This window comes from Streptomyces sp. NPDC053367 (assembly GCF_044545925.1).
Lineage (GTDB): Bacteria > Actinomycetota > Actinomycetes > Streptomycetales > Streptomycetaceae > Streptomyces.
The window spans coordinates 924,284-942,169 of sequence record NZ_JBITYN010000001.1 but is presented as its reverse complement, the minus strand read 5'-3'; the positions used below and the strand labels follow the sequence as shown (position 1 = coordinate 942,169).

The 17,886-nt window shown below is 71.5% G+C and carries 16 protein-coding genes and 2 tRNA genes; 14 read left to right on the top strand and 4 right to left on the bottom strand.

From position 1 onward, the window contains the following. Positions 1-103 precede the first annotated feature (103 nt). Both ACIGXJ_RS04365 and ACIGXJ_RS04360 read left to right on the top strand, forming a co-directional pair. The gene (locus tag ACIGXJ_RS04365; RefSeq protein WP_399641459.1) at positions 104-769 is read left to right on the top strand and encodes a hypothetical protein; all 666 of its coding nucleotides are present in this window, start codon (positions 104-106) and stop codon (positions 767-769) included. A gap of 615 nt (positions 770-1,384) precedes the next feature. Then, positions 1,385-2,458 carry a hypothetical protein gene (locus tag ACIGXJ_RS04360; RefSeq protein WP_399641457.1) on the top strand — a complete coding sequence of 358 codons (1,074 nt, stop codon included), beginning with the start codon at positions 1,385-1,387 and terminating at the stop codon, positions 2,456-2,458. 73 nt (positions 2,459-2,531) lie between these two features. Here the strand turns inward: ACIGXJ_RS04360 and ACIGXJ_RS04355 are convergent, their stop codons facing one another. Continuing rightward, complete coding sequence (locus tag ACIGXJ_RS04355) at positions 2,532-3,722, bottom strand: M48 family metalloprotease (protein ID WP_399641455.1); 1,191 nt, start codon at positions 3,720-3,722, stop codon at positions 2,532-2,534. Positions 3,723-3,852: 130 nt separating this feature from the next. Between ACIGXJ_RS04355 and ACIGXJ_RS04350 the strand changes: the two genes are divergently transcribed. From ACIGXJ_RS04350 to ACIGXJ_RS04320, 7 genes are all read left to right on the top strand, one after another. After that, on the top strand, positions 3,853-4,014 hold the full coding sequence (locus tag ACIGXJ_RS04350) for a hypothetical protein (RefSeq protein WP_399641453.1): 162 nt from the start codon (positions 3,853-3,855) through the stop codon (positions 4,012-4,014). A gap of 164 nt (positions 4,015-4,178) precedes the next feature. Next, positions 4,179-4,343 carry a hypothetical protein gene (locus ACIGXJ_RS04345; protein ID WP_399641451.1) on the top strand — a complete coding sequence of 55 codons (165 nt, stop codon included), beginning with the start codon at positions 4,179-4,181 and terminating at the stop codon, positions 4,341-4,343. 79 nt (positions 4,344-4,422) lie between these two features. Further along, complete coding sequence (gene nadD, locus ACIGXJ_RS04340) at positions 4,423-5,127, top strand: nicotinate-nucleotide adenylyltransferase (protein WP_399641449.1); 705 nt, start codon at positions 4,423-4,425, stop codon at positions 5,125-5,127. A gap of 16 nt (positions 5,128-5,143) precedes the next feature. Further along, a complete protein-coding gene (locus ACIGXJ_RS04335) occupies positions 5,144-6,976 on the top strand; it encodes a LytR C-terminal domain-containing protein (protein ID WP_399641447.1) in 1,833 nt (610 codons plus the stop codon). 101 nt (positions 6,977-7,077) lie between these two features. Beyond that, positions 7,078-7,524, top strand: coding sequence for a ribosome silencing factor (gene rsfS, locus ACIGXJ_RS04330; RefSeq protein ID WP_399641445.1), 447 nt, complete (start codon positions 7,078-7,080; stop codon positions 7,522-7,524). Then, positions 7,521-8,192, top strand: coding sequence for a histidine phosphatase family protein (locus ACIGXJ_RS04325; protein ID WP_399641443.1), 672 nt, complete (start codon positions 7,521-7,523; stop codon positions 8,190-8,192). Before rsfS ends, ACIGXJ_RS04325 begins: the two co-directional genes overlap by 4 nt. Positions 8,193-8,297: 105 nt before the next feature. Next, positions 8,298-8,370, top strand: a tRNA-Ala gene (locus ACIGXJ_RS04320). Positions 8,371-8,442: 72 nt separating this feature from the next. Here the strand turns inward: ACIGXJ_RS04320 and ACIGXJ_RS04315 are convergent. After that, the gene (locus tag ACIGXJ_RS04315; RefSeq protein WP_399641441.1) at positions 8,443-9,297 is read right to left on the bottom strand and encodes a helix-turn-helix transcriptional regulator; all 855 of its coding nucleotides are present in this window, start codon (positions 9,295-9,297) and stop codon (positions 8,443-8,445) included. 231 nt (positions 9,298-9,528) lie between these two features. On the opposite strand from ACIGXJ_RS04315, the gene ACIGXJ_RS04310 reads away from it, so the two are divergent. From ACIGXJ_RS04310 to ACIGXJ_RS04295, 4 genes are all read left to right on the top strand, one after another. After that, positions 9,529-10,893 carry an MFS transporter gene (locus tag ACIGXJ_RS04310; RefSeq protein WP_399642139.1) on the top strand — a complete coding sequence of 455 codons (1,365 nt, stop codon included), beginning with the start codon at positions 9,529-9,531 and terminating at the stop codon, positions 10,891-10,893. Positions 10,894-10,962: 69 nt separating this feature from the next. Continuing rightward, complete coding sequence (locus ACIGXJ_RS04305; protein ID WP_399641439.1) at positions 10,963-11,139, top strand: hypothetical protein; 177 nt, start codon at positions 10,963-10,965, stop codon at positions 11,137-11,139. Positions 11,140-11,142: 3 nt separating this feature from the next. Beyond that, entirely contained in the window at positions 11,143-11,376 is a 234-nt protein-coding gene (locus ACIGXJ_RS04300) for a hypothetical protein (protein ID WP_003976229.1), read from the top strand. A 167-nt stretch (positions 11,377-11,543) separates the two neighbouring features. Further along, positions 11,544-11,616, top strand: a tRNA-Ala gene (locus ACIGXJ_RS04295). 59 nt (positions 11,617-11,675) lie between these two features. Here ACIGXJ_RS04295 and ACIGXJ_RS04290 read toward each other — a convergent pair. Both ACIGXJ_RS04290 and ACIGXJ_RS04285 read right to left on the bottom strand, forming a co-directional pair. After that, entirely contained in the window at positions 11,676-13,289 is a 1,614-nt protein-coding gene (locus tag ACIGXJ_RS04290; RefSeq protein ID WP_399641437.1) for an NADH-ubiquinone oxidoreductase-F iron-sulfur binding region domain-containing protein, read from the bottom strand. Beyond that, positions 13,286-14,566, bottom strand: coding sequence for a cytochrome b/b6 domain-containing protein (locus tag ACIGXJ_RS04285; RefSeq protein ID WP_399641435.1), 1,281 nt, complete (start codon positions 14,564-14,566; stop codon positions 13,286-13,288). Before ACIGXJ_RS04285 ends, ACIGXJ_RS04290 begins: the two co-directional genes overlap by 4 nt. A gap of 401 nt (positions 14,567-14,967) precedes the next feature. Between ACIGXJ_RS04285 and leuS the strand changes: the two genes are divergently transcribed. Beyond that, a complete protein-coding gene (gene leuS / locus ACIGXJ_RS04280; RefSeq protein ID WP_399641433.1) occupies positions 14,968-17,850 on the top strand; it encodes a leucine--tRNA ligase in 2,883 nt (960 codons plus the stop codon). Positions 17,851-17,886: the final 36 nt, after the last annotated feature.

Sequence of the window (17,886 nt, the reverse complement as noted above, 5' to 3'; positions counted from 1 at the left end):
GGGGCACATCCCTCTGCGCCCGGGCGGACCCGTCCGGGCGCATCGGGACGGACCCGTCCGGGCGCATCAGGACCGCGGAGAATTTCCGTACCGTCTGCCCAAAATGACCCCCCAGGTCTACTCTGGACCCGTGCCGGAGGACGTGGGGGGCACGCCGTTTCCCGACGGCTGGGAGCCCGACGACGACCACGACCGCGGGGTGTCGGACGAAGAGTTCGCCTCCGTGGTCTTCGACGAGGCCTTCGTGCAGGCGGCCGAGGTACATGAGCCGTCCGCCGTCGAACGCCTCCTGGCCGCCGCGCAGGCCAGAGCCGAGGCATCCGAGGCCGAGGCCGCTCGCCGAGCCCATGGCGGCAGCGAGCACTACGACGACGCCTACGGTTACGGCTACGGCCCCGACGGCCGGCCCTACCGCACCGGATTCGGCCATGATCCGGACCTCGACGATCTGGACGACCCGGACATCCTCGACGGCCGCCACGGCTTCGCCGGGCCCTTCGGCCGCTACGCCCGCTGGCACCGGCCCGTCGCCTGGGTGCTCGCGCTGGTGATGGGCATCGGCATGGTCGTCCTGGCCTTCGCGGCCGTCTACCGGGGTGCCTCCTCCGGCCGCCAGGACCAGGTCCCGCCACCCGCCACCACCGAGCTGGACCAAGGCGGCGCGCTCCCCCGCCTGGACCAGGGCGGTGCGGCCCCACCGTCCGTGTCCCCGCCCACTTCCACCGAGCCGTCCCGGCCGGCCGTGTCGCTGGCCCCGCGCACACCCTGACCTTCGCCCTCCACAGGGTTGGGCCGGCCGGTGGTCGCCGGCCCAGGGCTCGTCGGAGCCTGGCCGTGTGGGCCGGCGGGAGTCGTCGGGGGCTGTCGGGCACCCATCCACGGACCTCTGTGTCCTGTTCAAGGCCGTCCGGAGGGCGTCCGAGGGCCCGTCTGGCGGCCGTCTGGGGGTTTTCCGGGCTCTCGCGCAGCCGTCCGGGTTTCCGGTCGGCGGACGGTCGTCCTGGCGTCCTCGTGCTGGGGCGCCGAACAGCGGGGTGGGCCTGGGGACGTCGGACGCGGGGTGGGCCTGGGGGCGTCGGACGCGGGGTGGGCCTGGGGGCCTCGGACAGCGGGGTGGGCCTGGGGACGTCGGACAGCGGGGTGGGCCTGGAGGCGCCGAACAGCGGGTGGGCCTGGGCGCTCGGGCCCTCGCGCAGGGGCCGTCTGACGTCTCCCTGGCATGACCCCGTCCGGGTCCCGCCGTCGTCCGCCCGACCGCCCTTGCGAGCCCCGCGCGGGGCCTGCGCGAGCGGCCGTCCGGGCCGGGCAGACCCGATGAGGAGCTGTCAAAAGTTGTCGTGTACCTGGGCGTTTACCGGGCCTCCCGGAGACCTACCCTGAAGGTATGGGAGGGCCTGGAGAGCCACCGGAGGGGACACCCGACGGCGCCCCCGGCGGTGCGGACGACGAGTACCGGTCCGTCGTGTTCGACGAGTCCTTCGTCCGTGCTGCCCGCCTTCAGGAGTTCTCCGCCCAGGAGCGCATGGCCGACCACGCGCCCGCCGTGCGCAGCCGCCCCCCACTGCGCCGCGGGCTGCCCCGGCAGGCGCTCTTTCTCGTCCTGCTGATCGCCCTCGCCTTCGGCACCGCGATCTACATGGGGGTACGGCACCCCTACCAGGCGTCCCGCGCCGCCTCCCGGCCCACCGAGCCGCTGCGGATGACGGTCGTGCCGCTCGCCCCGCACGGCAAGGTCCCCGGCTCCGCCGACCCCGCGGAGCTGTTCGCCCGCAGCCCCGCCGCCCCCTACCGCGTCGGCGCGGAGGGCATCCCGCTGCCGGCCTCCCGGCGCACGGCGAACTTCTCCGACAGCCAGGTCGTCACCGCCCTGACCACTGCCAAGGACTACATCGTCCGCTCCTCCCTGTATCCCGAGGTGATCACCGGGCAGCAGGTCCGCCCGGTGCGCGTGCTCCTGGCTCCCGACCAACTGGCCCAATTCGACGCTAGCTTCGACCATCCTTCCGCCGACGGTCTGCACGCCCCCACCGGCTGGCTGATCCGCTTCGACCCCTCCGACACCGAGCTCGCCGACCGCGGAATCCGGGTCCGTGGCACACTCCACGCCGTCGAGGCCGACTCGTCCACGCTGGAGGTCACCGCCGACCACACCTTCGTCTACGCCCTGCGACCCGCCGGTGCCGGGGCCGGCGCCCAGGCGTCGCTGTTCACCGTGCGGCGTGAGCTGCGCTTTCGCTTCGACCGCGACGACCTGCGGCTGCACCAGGCCCACCTGGCCCTCTCCTCCGTCCAGGCCGGGCCGCTGTCCTGCGCCGAGGACTCCACCAACCACCTGCGCCCGCTCCTGGCCGGCCAGACGGCCAAGCAGGGCGGCCCGGCGGGGACCAACCCGTACACCAACGGCGGGACCGCCGCGCTGTGCGGGACGCTGGCGGACGAGGCGCAGCCGAAGGTGTGAGGGCAGAGGCGGAGGACGGGAGCCTCGGCCCCTCCGGCCGAGAGAGGGTGCCGGGTGCCCGGAGGGTTCCGGGTCAGTTGTCGTCGCGCGGGCGCTCGTCCCGCGGGGGCTGGTCCTTCGGAGGTGTGCCGTTCGGAGGTGTGCCGTTCGGAGGGGCGTCGCTCGGCGGGGTGTCGTTCGGCGGGGTGTCCGAGGGACCGTTCGCTCCGGCGGAGCCGGGGCTCGCGCCGAAGCCGCCGAAGCCCCGCCGCACCCGGCTGCCGAGGTCCCCGGCCCCGCCGGCTATGTCGGTGACCAGCTTCATCAGGGGATCCCGGGAGTTCCGCACGTGCCCGGCGTAGTGCGCCGCCGACTCGCGGAAGGAGTCGGAGACCGAGGTGTCCTTGTCCTCGCTGCGCCGCGGGTAGTGGCCGTCCATGATCCGCTGGTAGTCGCGGCTGGCGGCCCACTTCTTCAGCTCGGCCGCGCGCACGGTGGCGAACGGGTGGGAGCGCGGCAGCACGTTGAGGATCTTCAGCACCGAGTCGCGCAGGTCACCGCCCGCCTCGTACTCCTCGGCCTGCTCCAGGAACGCGTCCACGTTCATCTCGTGCAGGTGGTTGCCGCCCGCGAGCTTCATCAGGCCGCGCATCGACGCACGCAGGTCCTGGCCCACCAGCAGCCCGGCCCGGTCGGCGGACAGCTCGGACTTGCGGAACCACTCCCGCAGCGCCGTCACGATCGCCATGACCGCCACATTGCCCAGCGGGATCCACGCCACCCGCAGCGCGAGGTTGGTCAGGAACAGCAGCACGGTCCGGTAGACGGAGTGCCCGGACAGGGCGTGGCCGACCTCATGGCCGATCACCGCCCGCATCTCCTCCTCGTCGAGCAGCTCGACGAGGCCGGTGGTGACCACGATGATCGGCTCGTCCAGGCCGATGCACATCGCGTTGGGCTGCGGGTCCTGGTTGACGTACATCGGCGGGACCTTCTCCAGGTCCAGGATGTAACAGGCGTCCCGCAGCATGTCGTTGAGGTGCGCGAACTGCCGGTCGGAGACCCGTACCGAGTCGGACAGGAACAGCAGCCTCAGGCTCCGCTCGGGCAGCAGCCCGCTGAGTGCCTTGAAGACGGTGTCGAATCCGCTCAGCTTGCGCAGCGCCACCAGCGCGGAGCGGTCCGCGGGGTGCTCGTACGCACGCGAGGAGATCTCCGGAAAGCGCCTGCGCTGCCTGCTGGGCACCTGCTCGTGCCCGGTGTGCTGGTGGCCGTCGTCGGACATGTCTTCCCCCATGTGCGTATGAGTGCCGTGCTCTGGAGCGCTGTGCCGTGCCCTCCGCGCCCCCCGGGGCCGGGCCCAGCCTAGGCCGGGTTACCGTGGACGGGCAGTACAGCGAACGGAGTGCAGCGCCATGGAGCACAATCCCGCAGCCGCCTGGCTCGCCCAGGCCGCCGTTGCCGCAGAGCAGCAGGGAGCGGGAAATCTGCTCCGGGTCGTACTGATCGTGATGGTCGTGGGCTGTGTGTTGACCGCGTGGCTGCTGCTTCGCGGCTACAAGAGGAAAGACGACTGACGGCGGCGCCGAGTTCCTCTCCGAGCCCCGTACGACCCCGACCTTTCACCTAGGGGTTCCCCCGGACGTCCCCAACGGCGGAGTCGGCGTGAGCCGCGTGGAGCCGCCCGCTTACGATGGGCCGACATCTTTATCCCGCCCACACCGGATAGGTCCTGCCGAAGATGAGCTTCCACAGCGCTGCTGCCCAGTTGGTCACCCTCGCCGCCGAGGGCGAGGAGCACGGTGGCAACCACGAAAGCATCAACCCCCTGGTCACCGGAGGCGGCGCGTTCATCATCCTGCTGCTTCTGCTCTGGGTCACCACCCGCTTCAACCGCGACCGCTGAACCCGGTACGAGCCCGCAGCACGGGCAGCGGGGAACCGTCGGCCGGCGCCCACAGGCCGGGCCGGTAGGGTCTGCACGCATGGGAGAGCAGGACATGCCTACCGGTCCGGCGCATGAAGCGGCCGACGCCCCGGACGCCCGGCACCGCCCGGCGCAGGCACGCATAGACGGCCCCGGGCAGGGCCCGGCCCGCACCGGCAAGCGCCGGCTCGGCGTCATGGGCGGAACCTTCGACCCGATCCACCACGGCCACCTCGTGGCGGCCAGCGAGGTCGCGGCCCAGTTCCACCTGGACGAGGTGGTGTTCGTCCCCACCGGCCAGCCCTGGCAGAAGTCCCACCGCACGGTCTCCGCCGCCGAGGACCGCTATCTGATGACGGTCATCGCGACCGCCGAGAACCCGCAGTTCTCCGTCAGCCGCATCGACATCGACCGCGGCGGCCCCACGTACACCGTGGACACGCTGCGCGACCTGCGCGCGCTCAACCCGGACACGGACCTGTTCTTCATCACCGGCGCCGACGCCCTCGGCCAGATCCTCACCTGGCGCGACACGGAGGAACTGTTCTCCCTCGCGCACTTCATCGGCGTCACCCGCCCCGGCCACCACCTGGCGGACCCCGGACTGCCGGAGGGCGGCGTCTCCTTCGTCGAGGTCCCCGCCCTCGCCATCTCCTCCACGGACTGCCGTGCGAGAGTCGCCAAGGGCGACCCGGTCTGGTATCTGGTGCCGGACGGAGTCGTGCGCTACATCGCCAAACGAGAGCTGTACCGCGGCGAGTGAGCCGAGAGGGGCACCGGTGAACGACCGATACGACGCTGGCCACGGGGGCGACCAGTACGAGCTCGTCGGCTACGACGAGTACGGCCGACCTGTGTACCAGCAGGTCGCCCAGCCGCAGCAGGCACCCGGAGGGGCCTACGACCCCTACGGCCGGCAGGGCTACGGCTACGACCCGTACGCGACCGGCACCCAGCAGCCGGTCCCCCCGTACGACGCCTACGACACCGGCGACCAGCAGCCAGCCCCCTCCTACGACCCGTACGACCCCTATGGCACGGGCACGGGCACGGCACCCGGAGCCGCCTACGACCCGTACGGCCGGACCGCGCCCGAGGCCAGGCAGCCCCGCGTCGCGGAGCAGACCGCCTACATCCCGCAGCAGGCGGCCCCCGCCCACGAGCCGCAGGCCCCCGCCCACCAGGACCACACCGGCACCTGGGGCGGCCAGGACGGCGGCGCCTGGGGCGACGCCCAGGGCCAGGCGCCCCAGAGTGAGCGCGACGACGACCGCGACTACCGCGGTGAGCGCGACGACGACCGCGACTACCGCGGTGAGCGCGACGACGACCGCGACTACCGCACCGAACAGTTCGCCTTCGTGGAGGAGCCCGACGGTGACTCCGAGGACGTCATCGACTGGCTGAAGTTCACCGAGAACCGCACCGAGCGCCGCGAGGAGGCCAAGCGCCGCGCCCGCAGCCGGGTCGTCGCACTCGTCGTCGTGCTCGCGCTGGTCGCGGCCGGCGGCGTCGGCTACCTCTGGTACGCCGGGAAACTCCCCGGCCTGTCCTCGTCGGACACCGACAGCGGCGGCGGCACCTCCGTGGCCGCCCAGCAGCGCGACGTCGTCGTCCTGCACCTGCACGACACCAAGAAGGGCGGCACCTCCACGGCGCTGCTCGTCGACAACACCACCACCAAGCAGGGCACCACCGTCCTGCTGCCCAACTCCCTCGCCCTCACCGCGGACGACGGCACCGCGACCACACTCGCGAAGTCGGTCGACGACGACGGCTCCTCCGGCACCCGAGAGGCACTGGACACCGTCCTCGGCACCCGGATCCAGGGCACCTGGCGTCTGGACACGCCCTTCCTGCAGAACCTCGTCGACCTGGTCGGCGACATCGACATCGACACCGACACCGACGTGCCCGACCCGGCCGCGAAGTCGAAGAAGGCGCCCCCGCTCGTCCACAAGGGCGAGAACCAGACCCTCAGCGGCAAGATGGCCGTCGCCTACGCCACCTACCGCGCGTCCGGCGAGGACGACAACGCCCAGCTCCAGCGGTTCGGGCAGGTCATGCAGGGCGTGCTGCGCAAGATGTCGTCCGACCCGCAGGGCGCGACCGTCACCGTGCAGACGCTGGCCCAGATCCTCGACCCGTCGCTTACGGACAAGGACCTCGGCACCTTCCTGGCCAGGCTGGCCGACCTGGCCAAGGGCGGCGACTACAAGACGGCGCTGCTGCCCGTCCAGGCCGACGGCACGCTGAACGCCGAGGCCAGCGCCGGTGTGGTCAAGGACATCCTGGGCGGCACCGCGAAGAGCCCCGCCGAGGGCGCCGCCGTCCGCGTGTCCGTGCGGAACGCCACCGGCACGAAGGACCGCACCGAGAAGGCCCGCGTCGTGCTGCTGAACGGCGGTTTCACCTTCCTCGACGCCGGCTCGGCCACCGGCACCGAGTCCGAGTCCCGGGTCGTCTACGCCGACGCCGCCGACAAGGAGGACGCCACCGAGGTCGCCAAGACGCTCGGCCTGCCCGCAGGCTCCGTCACCAAGGGCGAGGTGTCCTCGAACGCGGACGTCACCGTGATCCTCGGCGAGGACTACACACCGGCGTCCCCCTAGGCGCCGGCCGGCCGGAGCGGTGCCCGGTTTATTCGCGTGGGGTGCCGTCGGCGGTCCGTGAGACCCTTGAGGTCCAGTGACCGCCGACGGAAAGCCATGTAGTGACCGCCACTGACCGCTCTCTCGAGCTCATCACCACCGCCGCGCAGGCGGCAGCCGACAAGCTCGCCCACGACGTCATCGCCTATGACGTCAGCGACGTGCTGTCGATCACGGACGCCTTCCTGCTGGCGTCCGCACCCAACGACCGCCAGGTCAAGTCGATCGTCGACGAGATCGAGGAACGCCTCCAGAAGGAACTCGGCGCCAAGCCGGTGCGCCGCGAGGGCGACCGCGAGTCCCGCTGGATCCTGCTCGACTACGTCGACATCGTCGTCCACGTGCAGCACAGCGAGGAGCGCGTCTTCTACGCCCTGGAGCGGCTGTGGAAGGACTGCCCCGAGCTCGAGCTGCCCGAGGACGCCAAGGCCACCCGCGGCAAGGCCGCGGAGCACGCCAAGTCGCAGGCCGCCGAGGAAGCGGCCGAAGCGGGTGGTGAGTGGCGATGACCACACCGGGTGCCGGGTCCGACCGGACGCCCGGTCGCGGCCGCCGCATCATCCTCTGGCGGCACGGCCAGACCTCCTGGAACGTGGAGCGCCGCTTCCAGGGCACCACGGACGTCGACCTCACCGAGACCGGCGTGGCCCAGGCCCGCCGCGCCGCCCGGCTGCTCGCCTCCCTGCGCCCCGACGCGATCGTCTCCTCCGACCTCAGGCGGGCCGCGGACACGGCCGCCGAGCTCGCCGCGCTCACCGGCCTGGACGTCTCCCGCGACGAGGCGCTGCGCGAGACGTACGCGGGCGTCTGGCAGGGCCTGACGCACGACGAGATCATCGCCCGGCACGGCGAGGAGTACGCCGCCTGGAAGCGCGGTGAGCCGGTCCGCCGCGGCGGCGGCGAACTGGAGACCGAGGTCGCCGACCGGGCCGCCCCCGTCGTGCTGCGGCACGCCGAGAAGCTGCCCGAGGACGGCACCCTCGTCGTCGTCAGTCACGGCGGCACCATCCGGACCACCATCGGCCGCCTGCTCGGCCTGGAGGCCCACAACTGGGAGAGCCTGGGCGGGCTCTCCAACTGCTGCTGGTCCGTCCTCGGCGAGGGCGCCCGCGGCTGGCGCCTGCTCGAGCACAACGCCGGCACCCTGCCCGAGCCGGTCCTCGGCGACGACGACTGAGCCCGCGCACCACGGCCCGCGACCCCGCCGGGACCCGGATTTCACTTTCCGGCAGGTCGCAGGCTAAAGTTCTTCTTGTTCGCCCCGCCGAGCGGGAAGAAACAAGGGGCTATAGCTCAGTTGGTAGAGCGCCTGCATGGCATGCAGGAGGTCAGGAGTTCAATTCTCCTTAGCTCCACAGAACGACACTCTGTCGAGTTGTCAAAGAGCAGTGATGAGGATCCCGTCCCCGGTCAGGGGGCGGGATTTTTCATTGCCGCGCGAGCGGCTCCCGACGGCACCGCTCCCGCAGCACCGCCATCCCGCGCACCGTCTCCTCGTCCTCCGGCGTGTAGACGACGATCCGGCACTCCGGCACCCCGTCGATCGACAGCGACTGCGACGTCATCCGCAACTCGCCCACCAGCTCGTGCCGGAACGTCTTCACACGGCGCCCGGGCAGCTGCACGTCGCCGGACTCCCACAGCCGCGCGAAGAGCGGGCTGACCGCCGACAGCCGGCGTATGAACTCCTCCCAGGCCGGCTCCCCGATGTGTGTCCCGTACGCCGCGCGCAGGGTGGCCACCATGACCGGCAGCTCCTCCTCGCGGAACAGCACCGGGCAGGTCTCCTCCGGCTCCTGGAAGAGGGTCCACAGCGCGTTGGGTGTCGCGGGGAGCCGCCGGTCGGCGAAGAACAGGTCGAGGTAGGCGGCGTTGGTCGCCAGGACGTCGTAGCGCGCGTTGTAGACCACCGCGGGGCGTGGGTCGAGCGCGTCGAGGATGCCCTGGATCTCCGGGCCGACCGCCCGCACGACAGCCCCCGCCGCGGGTACGTACGGCACTTCGGCGAGGTGGTACAGATGCTCCCGCTCCGGCGCGTCCAGCCGCAGCGTGCGCGCGACGGCGTCCAGGACCTGCGCGGAGGCGTTGATCGGACGCCCCTGCTCCAGCCACGTGTACCAGGTCACCCCGACCCCCGAGAGCTGGGCGACCTCCTCGCGGCGCAGCCCCGGAGTGCGGCGCCGCAGGCCCGGCGGCATCCCCACGTCGGCCGGGGTCACCCGGGCGCGCCTGCTGCGCAGAAAGGCGGCCAGCTCGGGCCGGCGGCGCTGTGCGGTCGCCATGTCGTCACGTCCCCCCAGTCGTCACGTGTTCATCGTCGGCGGCGGTCGCCGGCGTTTCCAGGTGCTGTCAGTACCAGCATCGGCGGGCTCTCGGCACCCGTATCGGAGCGGCGTCAGGCTCCAGGCATGACGACGACTCCTCGTACGGGCCCGACTCCGGCGCCCGTCTCAAGTCCTGTGGCCAGTAAAGCGCCTGGCACTGACAACGGGTCCCGGTCGCTGCTCGCGGTGGTGCTCGCGGCCATGTTCATGGCGCTGCTCGACGTCTTCATCGTGAACGTGGCCGCCCCGACCGTCGGTTCCGACCTGGACGCCTCGGGTGCCGAGCTCCAGCTGGTGATCGCCGGCTACACCATCACCTACTCCGTGCTGCTCATCACCGGTGCCCGGCTCGGCGACCGGCTGGGCCACGGCCGGGTCCATCTGGCGGGGCTCGCGCTGTTCACGGCCGCCTCGCTGGCCTGCGGCCTGGCGCAGGGGGCCGGTCAGCTGATCGTGTTCCGGCTCGTGCAGGGTGCCGGGTCGGCGCTGATGATCCCGCAGGTGCTCAGCCTCATCCAGCGCACCTTCACCGGCGAGGCCCGGGTGCGGGCACTCGGCGCCTACTCGGCCGTCCTCGCGGTCGGCGCGGCGTCCGGCCAGATCGTCGGCGGCGTCCTGGTCAGCGCCGACCTGTTCGGCACCGGCTGGCGGCCGGTGTTCCTGGTGAACGTGCCGGTGGGCGTCGCGCTGCTGGTCATCGGCCGGCGTGTGCTGCCGAGCGGTGGGGCACCGGCCGCGGAGCGGGCCCGGCCGCTCGACGTGCCCGGGCTGGTGCTGCTCGGCGCGGCGGTGTCGCTGTTCACGGTGCCGCTCGTGCTCGGCCAGGAGCTGGACTGGCCGTGGTGGTCCTGGCTGTCGCTCGGCGCCTCGGTGGTGGTCTTCGCGCTGTTCTGCGGCTACGAGGCGCGGCTCGCGCGGCGCGGCGGAGCCCCGCTGATCGCGCCCCGGGTTCTGCGGCATCAGGGTATGGCCCTGGTCGTCGTACGGATCCTGGCGGTGATGGCCGTCAACGCCGGGTTCCTGTTCATCCTCACCCTGCATCTGCAGGGCGGCCTCGGGCAGAGCGCCCTGCGGACCGGGCTCACCTTCGCGCCGACCGCCGTCGTCTTCGGCGTGGTCGGGCTGACGTGGAGCAAGTGGCCGGCCTCCTGGCAGCGGGTGCTGGTACCGGCGGGGTTCGGGCTCGCCACGACGGCGCTGGTCGGGGTCGGCTGGGCGCTCGAGGGCGGCGGCGACGGGGGAGTGGCGGTGTTCGGGGCGTACGGCGCGCTGGGCGTGGGGCTCGCGCTCGCTTACAGCCCGACCCTGACGCGGGCGCTGGCCACGGTGCGGCCGCAGGACGCCGCGGACGCCAGCGGGCTGCTGGCCACCGTCACTCAGCTCGGGCAGCTGATCGGGGTCGCGGCCTTCGGCACACTGTTCCTCAACCGGCTTGAGTCGCTCGGGGCCCCGGGGGCGTATACCTCTGCGCAGGCGCTGTGGGTCGGCATGTGCGCGCTGGCCGGGACGGCATTGGTGGGTGCCGTGTCCGGACTGGTACCACGGCGTCGCTGACCGTATTGGTCCGGCCGTGGCAGAATCAAACGGCCGGAAGGGGGCGCGGCCCGACGGGAGGGAGTAGCGATGCCTGCGAGCATCCTCGAGGAGGTCGGCCACCTCCTCGGCGAAGCAGCGTTGACACGGAACACAGCCACCCGGCTCAGCTGCCCTTCCTGCGGTTCCGCGCATGTCGCCCAAGTGCTCGGCGACAACGGCGGGATCTCCTACGTGTGCACGGCCTGCGGCCACAGCTGGAGCTGATCGATGGGTGCACACAGGCGGAAGTGCGACTGGTGCGGCAGCGGTACGCCGATCGTCCGGGACATGGAACCGGTGAACCCCGACTACCAGTACTGGTGCGAGGAATGCGCGCGGGCGCTGATCATAAAAGGCGACCCGATCGAGACCTACCGCGAGCTGGAGGGCGAGCCGATCTACGGCCGGCTCCTGGAGGAGCACTGCACCCTCAAGCGGTTCTACTCGTTCGTCACGGCCTGACGCCGGACCCGGCGGTCCCGCGTCGGGCCCCTGCGTCATACCGGACATCCGGTGATCCAGTGGTGCAGGGCGGAAACGATTTTTGTTCCGCCGGGAGGACCGTGTAATGTTCTCTGTGTCGCCGCGAGGGGGCCCGAGAGGGAAACGAAGCGGACGACACACCGCAAGGGGCTATAGCTCAGTTGGTAGAGCGCCTGCATGGCATGCAGGAGGTCAGGAGTTCAATTCTCCTTAGCTCCACAGACAAGATCCCGCCGGACCGATCGGTCCGGCGGGATCTTTCGTTTCCGCTACGGCGCTCAGCGCCCGAGGGCGCGCCGGCCGCGGCCCTGCGACAGCACCGGCAGGGTGTTGCGGGCCGGCGGCTGCGCGCGCGTGTCCTCCTCGATCCGCAGCGCCAGCGCCGGGCAGCGGCGTACCGCGCGCAGCGCCTTCGCCTCGGCGTAGCGGGGCACCGCGGCCTGGGCGACGGTGGGGAAGCCGTCCGCGCCCAGCTCGAAGACCTCCGGCAGGATGTCCGCGCACAGGCCGTGGCCCCGGCACAGCGTCCAGTCGACGTAGATCTTCTGGCGGCTGGGACCGCTCTCCTGGGCCTCGCCGCCGCCCGGGATGCCCGTGGGGGCCCTGCCGCCCTCGAAGAGCGGCAGAACGCCGTGCACGGGCCGTCCGCAGCCGTTGCCGAGGACATGCGCGGCGAGGTCGTCGGTGAACGCCTTGATGGTCGACTCCAGGAACATCGCCGAGCCGTCCGGGTGCGAGCACGCACCGCGCCTCTTCACGTTCCTGGCGACCTGCTTCACCGCCTCCAGCGCCGCCGGGCCGCCGCCGCTCAGGATGTCCTCCAGCCCGCGCGCGGCGGCGGGCAGTCCGAGGTAGCAGGGGCCGCACTGGCCGGCGCTCTCCTCCGCGAGCCACTGCGCGACCCGCAGCGACTCGCCCAGGGCGCAGGTCTCCTGACTGATCGGCAGGATCGCACCGGCGCCCAGTGAACCGCCCACCGCTTCCAGGGAGTTGCGGGAGACGATCGCCTCGTTCACGGTCGCCGCGTCGATCCACTTGCCGTGGTAGCCGCCGGTCAGCACCCCCTGCGGCACCGGCGGGGCGCCAGCCAGCTGCAGGACGTAGCGCAGCGGCACACCCGTGGGGACCTCGATCACCATCGGCCGCGCGACCGCGCCGGAGACCGTCAGCATGACCGTGCCCGGCTCGTCGTACAGGCCCGTATTGCCGTACCGCTCCGGGCCGATGCGGGCGGCGATGGCCAGCTGGGCGAACGTCTCGGCGTTCGACAGCAGGGTCGGCGCGCCGCCGACGCCGCTCTGCGAGGCGCTGATCTTGCGGCCGGGCGGGATCGCCGGGCCGCCGTCGATGGAGCGGATCAGCGAGGCCGCGGCACCGGTGACCATGCGCACCGGATTGCGCTGCACGCGCGCGCGTAGAGCCGATCTTCGCCCGTTGCTCAGGCCGCGCTCGGCGAGCGCGGCCTCCATCGAGCGCTGGGTGGACTCGCGGGTGACCCCGATGACGAGCGTGCGGGCGCCGAGCGCCTCGGCGCACAGCAGCGCGCCGTCCAGGATCAGATGCGGGGCACGGTTGATCAGCACCGTGTCCTTGCGGCAGGCCGGTTCGTCCTCACTGCCGTTGACGACGACGACCGGCCTGACGCCGCGGCGGATCGCCGACTCGGCGACCGACCGCAGCTTCTTGTGGAAGGGGAAACCCGCGCCTCCGCGGCCCCTGAGGTTGATGCGTTCGGCGAGCTGGGCGAGCTGCTCGCCGGCCATCGGTTCGAGCGGCCCGTGCACCTTCAGGTGCATGGGCAGGTCGAGCCGTTCGACAAGGTCGAAGCCAGACGTGAGCTGCGGAAGTCCGACGACGCGGACTTCCGGGACGTCGGGCAGGGCCTCGTTCACTTAAAGCCTCCGGAAGGCGTGTTCCAAGGTTCGCCCGAACCCGGTGCCTCGTAGTCGTAGGAGGCACCGGGGAATGGTTCAGTGGCGGGACCGCTGTTGTACGTGTCACTCGGGTTGTACGTGCCGTACAGGGGGTTTGACTCAGTGGTGTCGTACACATCACTCGAACCGTAGGTTTCGGCGCCCGAATTGCCATAGGTGGGGACGGTGTATCCCGTGTCGGCGAGCGGGTCGTACGCCGACGGCGGGGCCTCGCCGACCGGCGGCGGCGACGGGATCGGCCAGGAGCCGGAGGTCGAGGAGGGGCCGTCCGTGTGCGGAAGGGACTGGGTGCTCTGGAAGTCGGGCAGGTCCATCCGCGCGGTCTCGTCGGCCGTGAACGACTGTCCCGCGCGGGGGCGCCGCGACACCGCGCGGTAGGCGGCCGCGAAGCCGCCCGCGGGCTCGGCGGGAGCCTCGTGGGAGCCGGCCGCCGTGCGCCGGCCGACGCCTGCCGGGTAACCGGCCTCGGTGTTCCTCCCGTATCCGGGCAGCGCGGAGTCCGCCGCCCTGCCGCGGTCGTCCGCCGGTTCCTCACGGCCGGGCCTGTCCTCCGTGCCGAGCAGCGCGGTGATCCGGTCGGCGACCCTGCGCTTGACCGGGCGGGGCGCGGAACGCAGGGCCAGGGCGGCGATCACGGCCACCAGGGACAGGCCGTAGAGGAAGACGAAGACCGGCTTCGCCTCGCGTCCGGCGTACAGACCGTGCAGCAGGGCGGCGCACCAGGCCGGGTAGGCGAGCATGTGCATGGCCCGCCAGCGTGCGGCGACCGGGGCGGGGGAGGCGAAGGCGCCGCGCAGGGCGCCGGTGACGCCCACGAAGATCATCAGCAGGCCGGCCAGGCTGCCCAGGCCGATCAGCCCCGCGCTGCCGGTGACGCCGAGCGAGAAGGGGATCACCGCGGCGACCAGTTCGACGTGGTCGAGGGCGATCTTGGTCGTGATGTGCAGCAACAGGAAGGCGATCGAGGCGACCGCGGTGGTCCGGTGCACCGCCTGGCCGACGATCCGCTGGCGCGTGTTCAGGAAGATCCGGTCCTGGGCGACCAGGCCCCAGATGACCGAGCAGCTCAGTGACACCAGGGACAGGACTCCGGCGCCGAAATTCAGGAAGTCCCGGAACGCGTCACCGCCGACCAGCACGAGCAGGGGTATGAGGATCAGAGCGGCAGCCGTCGCCGCTCCATAGGCCGAGCGGCCGGGTTGGGGGAGCGAGGCGGACTTACGTCGAGGGTTCATGGGGGCAACTCCGAGCGGTTCGGGAAAGCGGTCCCGCCGACGCACTCTAGGTCGCGCCATACCGGCGAGTACGAGGTTTGAGTTATTGCGCTGTTATCAAATGACAATGGGCTCGTTGTGATGCCCCTTAGTGGCTGTTACGCGAAGTAACCATTGACCGATGTTCAACGCCCGCCGTGGAACGCCCGCCGTGGAACGCCGTCGCGGGCCGCTCGACCGCTGCGGTACCCTGACGCCATGCGTGCCGTACGCCTTCTGCTTAGCGAGCCGCGCTGATCAGTCCCGGCCACGGGTGAACGGAGTGGCCGGAATCGGCGCGGCGTCCCCTCCTGTGCGAGGGGATTTTTCGTTTCCCGAGTGACACGCCGCTGGCAGAGACGATCGATGGAGCTTTGAGGATCATGAGCGAGACGAACCCCGCTGCCGCCCCCGGCATGACGGCGGATGCCGCGCCGCACCGCTACACGGCCGCCATGGCCGCGGACATCGAGGCACGCTGGCAGGACTTCTGGGACGCCGACGGCACCTACGAGGCGCCGAACCCGAGCGGTGACCTGGCGGGCGACCCCGAGCTGGTCGCCAAGCCCAAGAAGTTCATCATGGACATGTTCCCCTACCCCTCCGGTGCCGGCCTGCACGTGGGCCACCCCCTGGGGTACATCGCCACCGACGTCACCGCCCGCTTCCAGCGGATGACCGGCCACAACGTCCTGCACACCCTGGGCTTCGACGCCTTCGGCCTGCCCGCCGAGCAGCACGCCGTCCAGACCGGCGAGCACCCTCGGATCACCACCGAGGCGGCCATCAACAACATGAAGTCCCAGCTGCGCCGGCTGGGCCTGGGCCACGACAAGCGCCGGTCGTTCGCCACGATCGACCCGGACTACTACAAGTGGACCCAGTGGATCTTCCTGCAGATCTTCAACTCCTGGTACGACGACGAGGCCCGCAAGGCCCGCCCGATCGCCGAGCTGATCGCCCGGTTCGAGTCCGGTGAGCGTCCCGTACCCGGCCACACGCGCGCGTGGAACGAGCTGACCGCCGCCGAGCGCGCCGACGTCCTGGGCGAGTTCCGCCTGGCCTACGCCTCCGAGTCCCCGGTCAACTGGTGCCCCGGCCTGGGCACCGTACTGGCCAACGAGGAAGTCACCGCCGACGGCCGCTCCGAGCGCGGCAACTACCCCGTGTTCAAGGCCAAGCTGCGCCAGTGGAACATGCGCATCACCGCCTACGCGGACCGCCTGCTGGAGGACCTGGAGGAGCTGGACTGGCCCGAGGCCATCAAGCTGCAGCAGCGCAACTGGATCGGCCGCTCCGAGGGCGCCCGCGTCGACTTCCCGATCGACGGCGAGCGCATCACCGTCTTCACCACCCGCCCCGACACCCTGTTCGGCGCGACGTACATGGTGCTGGCGCCCGAGCACCCGCTGGTCGACAAGTTCACCCCGGACGCCTGGCCCGAGGGCACCCACCAGGTGTGGACCGGCGGTCACGCCACCCCCGCCGACGCCGTCGCGGCCTACCGCGCGCAGGCCGCCTCCAAGTCCGACGTCGAGCGCCAGGCCGAGGCCAAGGACAAGACCGGCGTCTTCATCGGCGCGTACGCCACCAACCCGGTCAACGGCCGGCCGATCCCCGTCTTCATCGCCGACTACGTCCTGATGGGCTACGGCACCGGCGCCATCATGGCCGTCCCCGGCCACGACACCCGCGACTTCGAGTTCGCGCGCGCCTTCGAGCTGCCGATCCAGTGCGTCGTCGAGCCGACCGACGGCCGCGGCACCGACACCTCCACGTGGGACGACGCCTTCGTCTCCTACGAGGCCAAGATCGTCAACTCCTCCGGCGCGGACGTCTCCCTGGACGGCCTGGGCGTCGTCGAGGCCAAGGCCCGCATCACCGAATGGCTGGAGCGCGAGGGCATCGGCGAGGGCACCGTCAACTTCCGCCTGCGCGACTGGCTGTTCAGCCGCCAGCGCTACTGGGGCGAGCCCTTCCCGATCGTCTACGACGAGGACGGCGTCGCCCACGCCCTGCCCGAGTCGATGCTGCCGCTGGAGCTGCCCGAGGTCGAGGACTACTCCCCCCGTACCTTCGACCCGGACGACGCCGACACCAAGCCCGAGACGCCGCTGTCGCGCAACGAGGACTGGGTCAACGTCACCCTGGACCTGGGCGACGGGCCGAAGAAGTACCGCCGCGAGACCAACACCATGCCCAACTGGGCCGGTTCCTGCTGGTACGAGTTCCGCTACCTGGACCCGCACAACGACCAGAAGCTGGTCGACCCCGCCATCGAGCAGTACTGGATGGGCCCGCGCGCGGGCCGGCCGCACGGCGGCGTCGACCTGTACGTCGGCGGCGCCGAGCACGCGGTGCTGCACCTGCTGTACGCGCGCTTCTGGTCGAAGATCCTGTTCGACCTGGGCCACGTCTCCTCGGCCGAGCCGTTCCACAAGCTGTTCAACCAGGGCATGATCCAGGCCTACGTCTACCGCGACAGCCGGGGCATCGCCGTGCCGGCCGCCGAGGTGGAGGAGCGCGACGGCGCGTTCTACTACCAGGGCGAGAAGGTCTCCCGCCTGCTGGGCAAGATGGGCAAGTCCCTGAAGAACGCCGTCACTCCTGAGGCGATCTGCGCCGAGTACGGCGCCGACACGCTGCGCCTGTACGAGATGGCGATGGGCCCGCTGGACGTCTCCCGCCCCTGGGACACGCGCGCGGTGGTCGGCCAGTTCCGGCTGCTGCAGCGGCTGTGGCGCAACATCGTCGACGAGACGACCGGCGAGGCCACCGTCGTTGACGCCGAGCCCGACGAGGACACGCTGCGTGCCCTGCACAAGGCGATCGACGGCGTCCGCGGCGACCTGGAGGGCATGCGCTTCAACACCGCCATCGCCAAGATCACCGAGCTGAACAACCACCTGACCAAGACCGGCGGGGCCGTGCCGCGGTCCGTGGCCGAGGCCCTGGTGCTGCTGATCGCGCCGCTGGCGCCGCACATCGCCGAGGAGCTGTGGCGCAAGCTGGGCCACACCGACTCCGTGGTGCACCGGGACTTCCCCGTCGCCGACCCGGCGTACGTCGTGGACGAGACCGTCACCTGTGTCGTCCAGGTCAAGGGCAAGGTCAAGGCCCGCCTGGAGGTGCCGCCGGCCATCTCCGACGAGGAGCTGGAGAAGGTGGCCCTGGCCGACGACAAGGTCGTCGCCGCGCTGGGCGGTGCCGGGATCCGCAAGGTGATCGTGCGGGCGCCCAAGCTGGTGAACATCGTCACGGCGTAGCTGCGGCCGTCGGGCTCACACAGGGCCGGGGCCGGC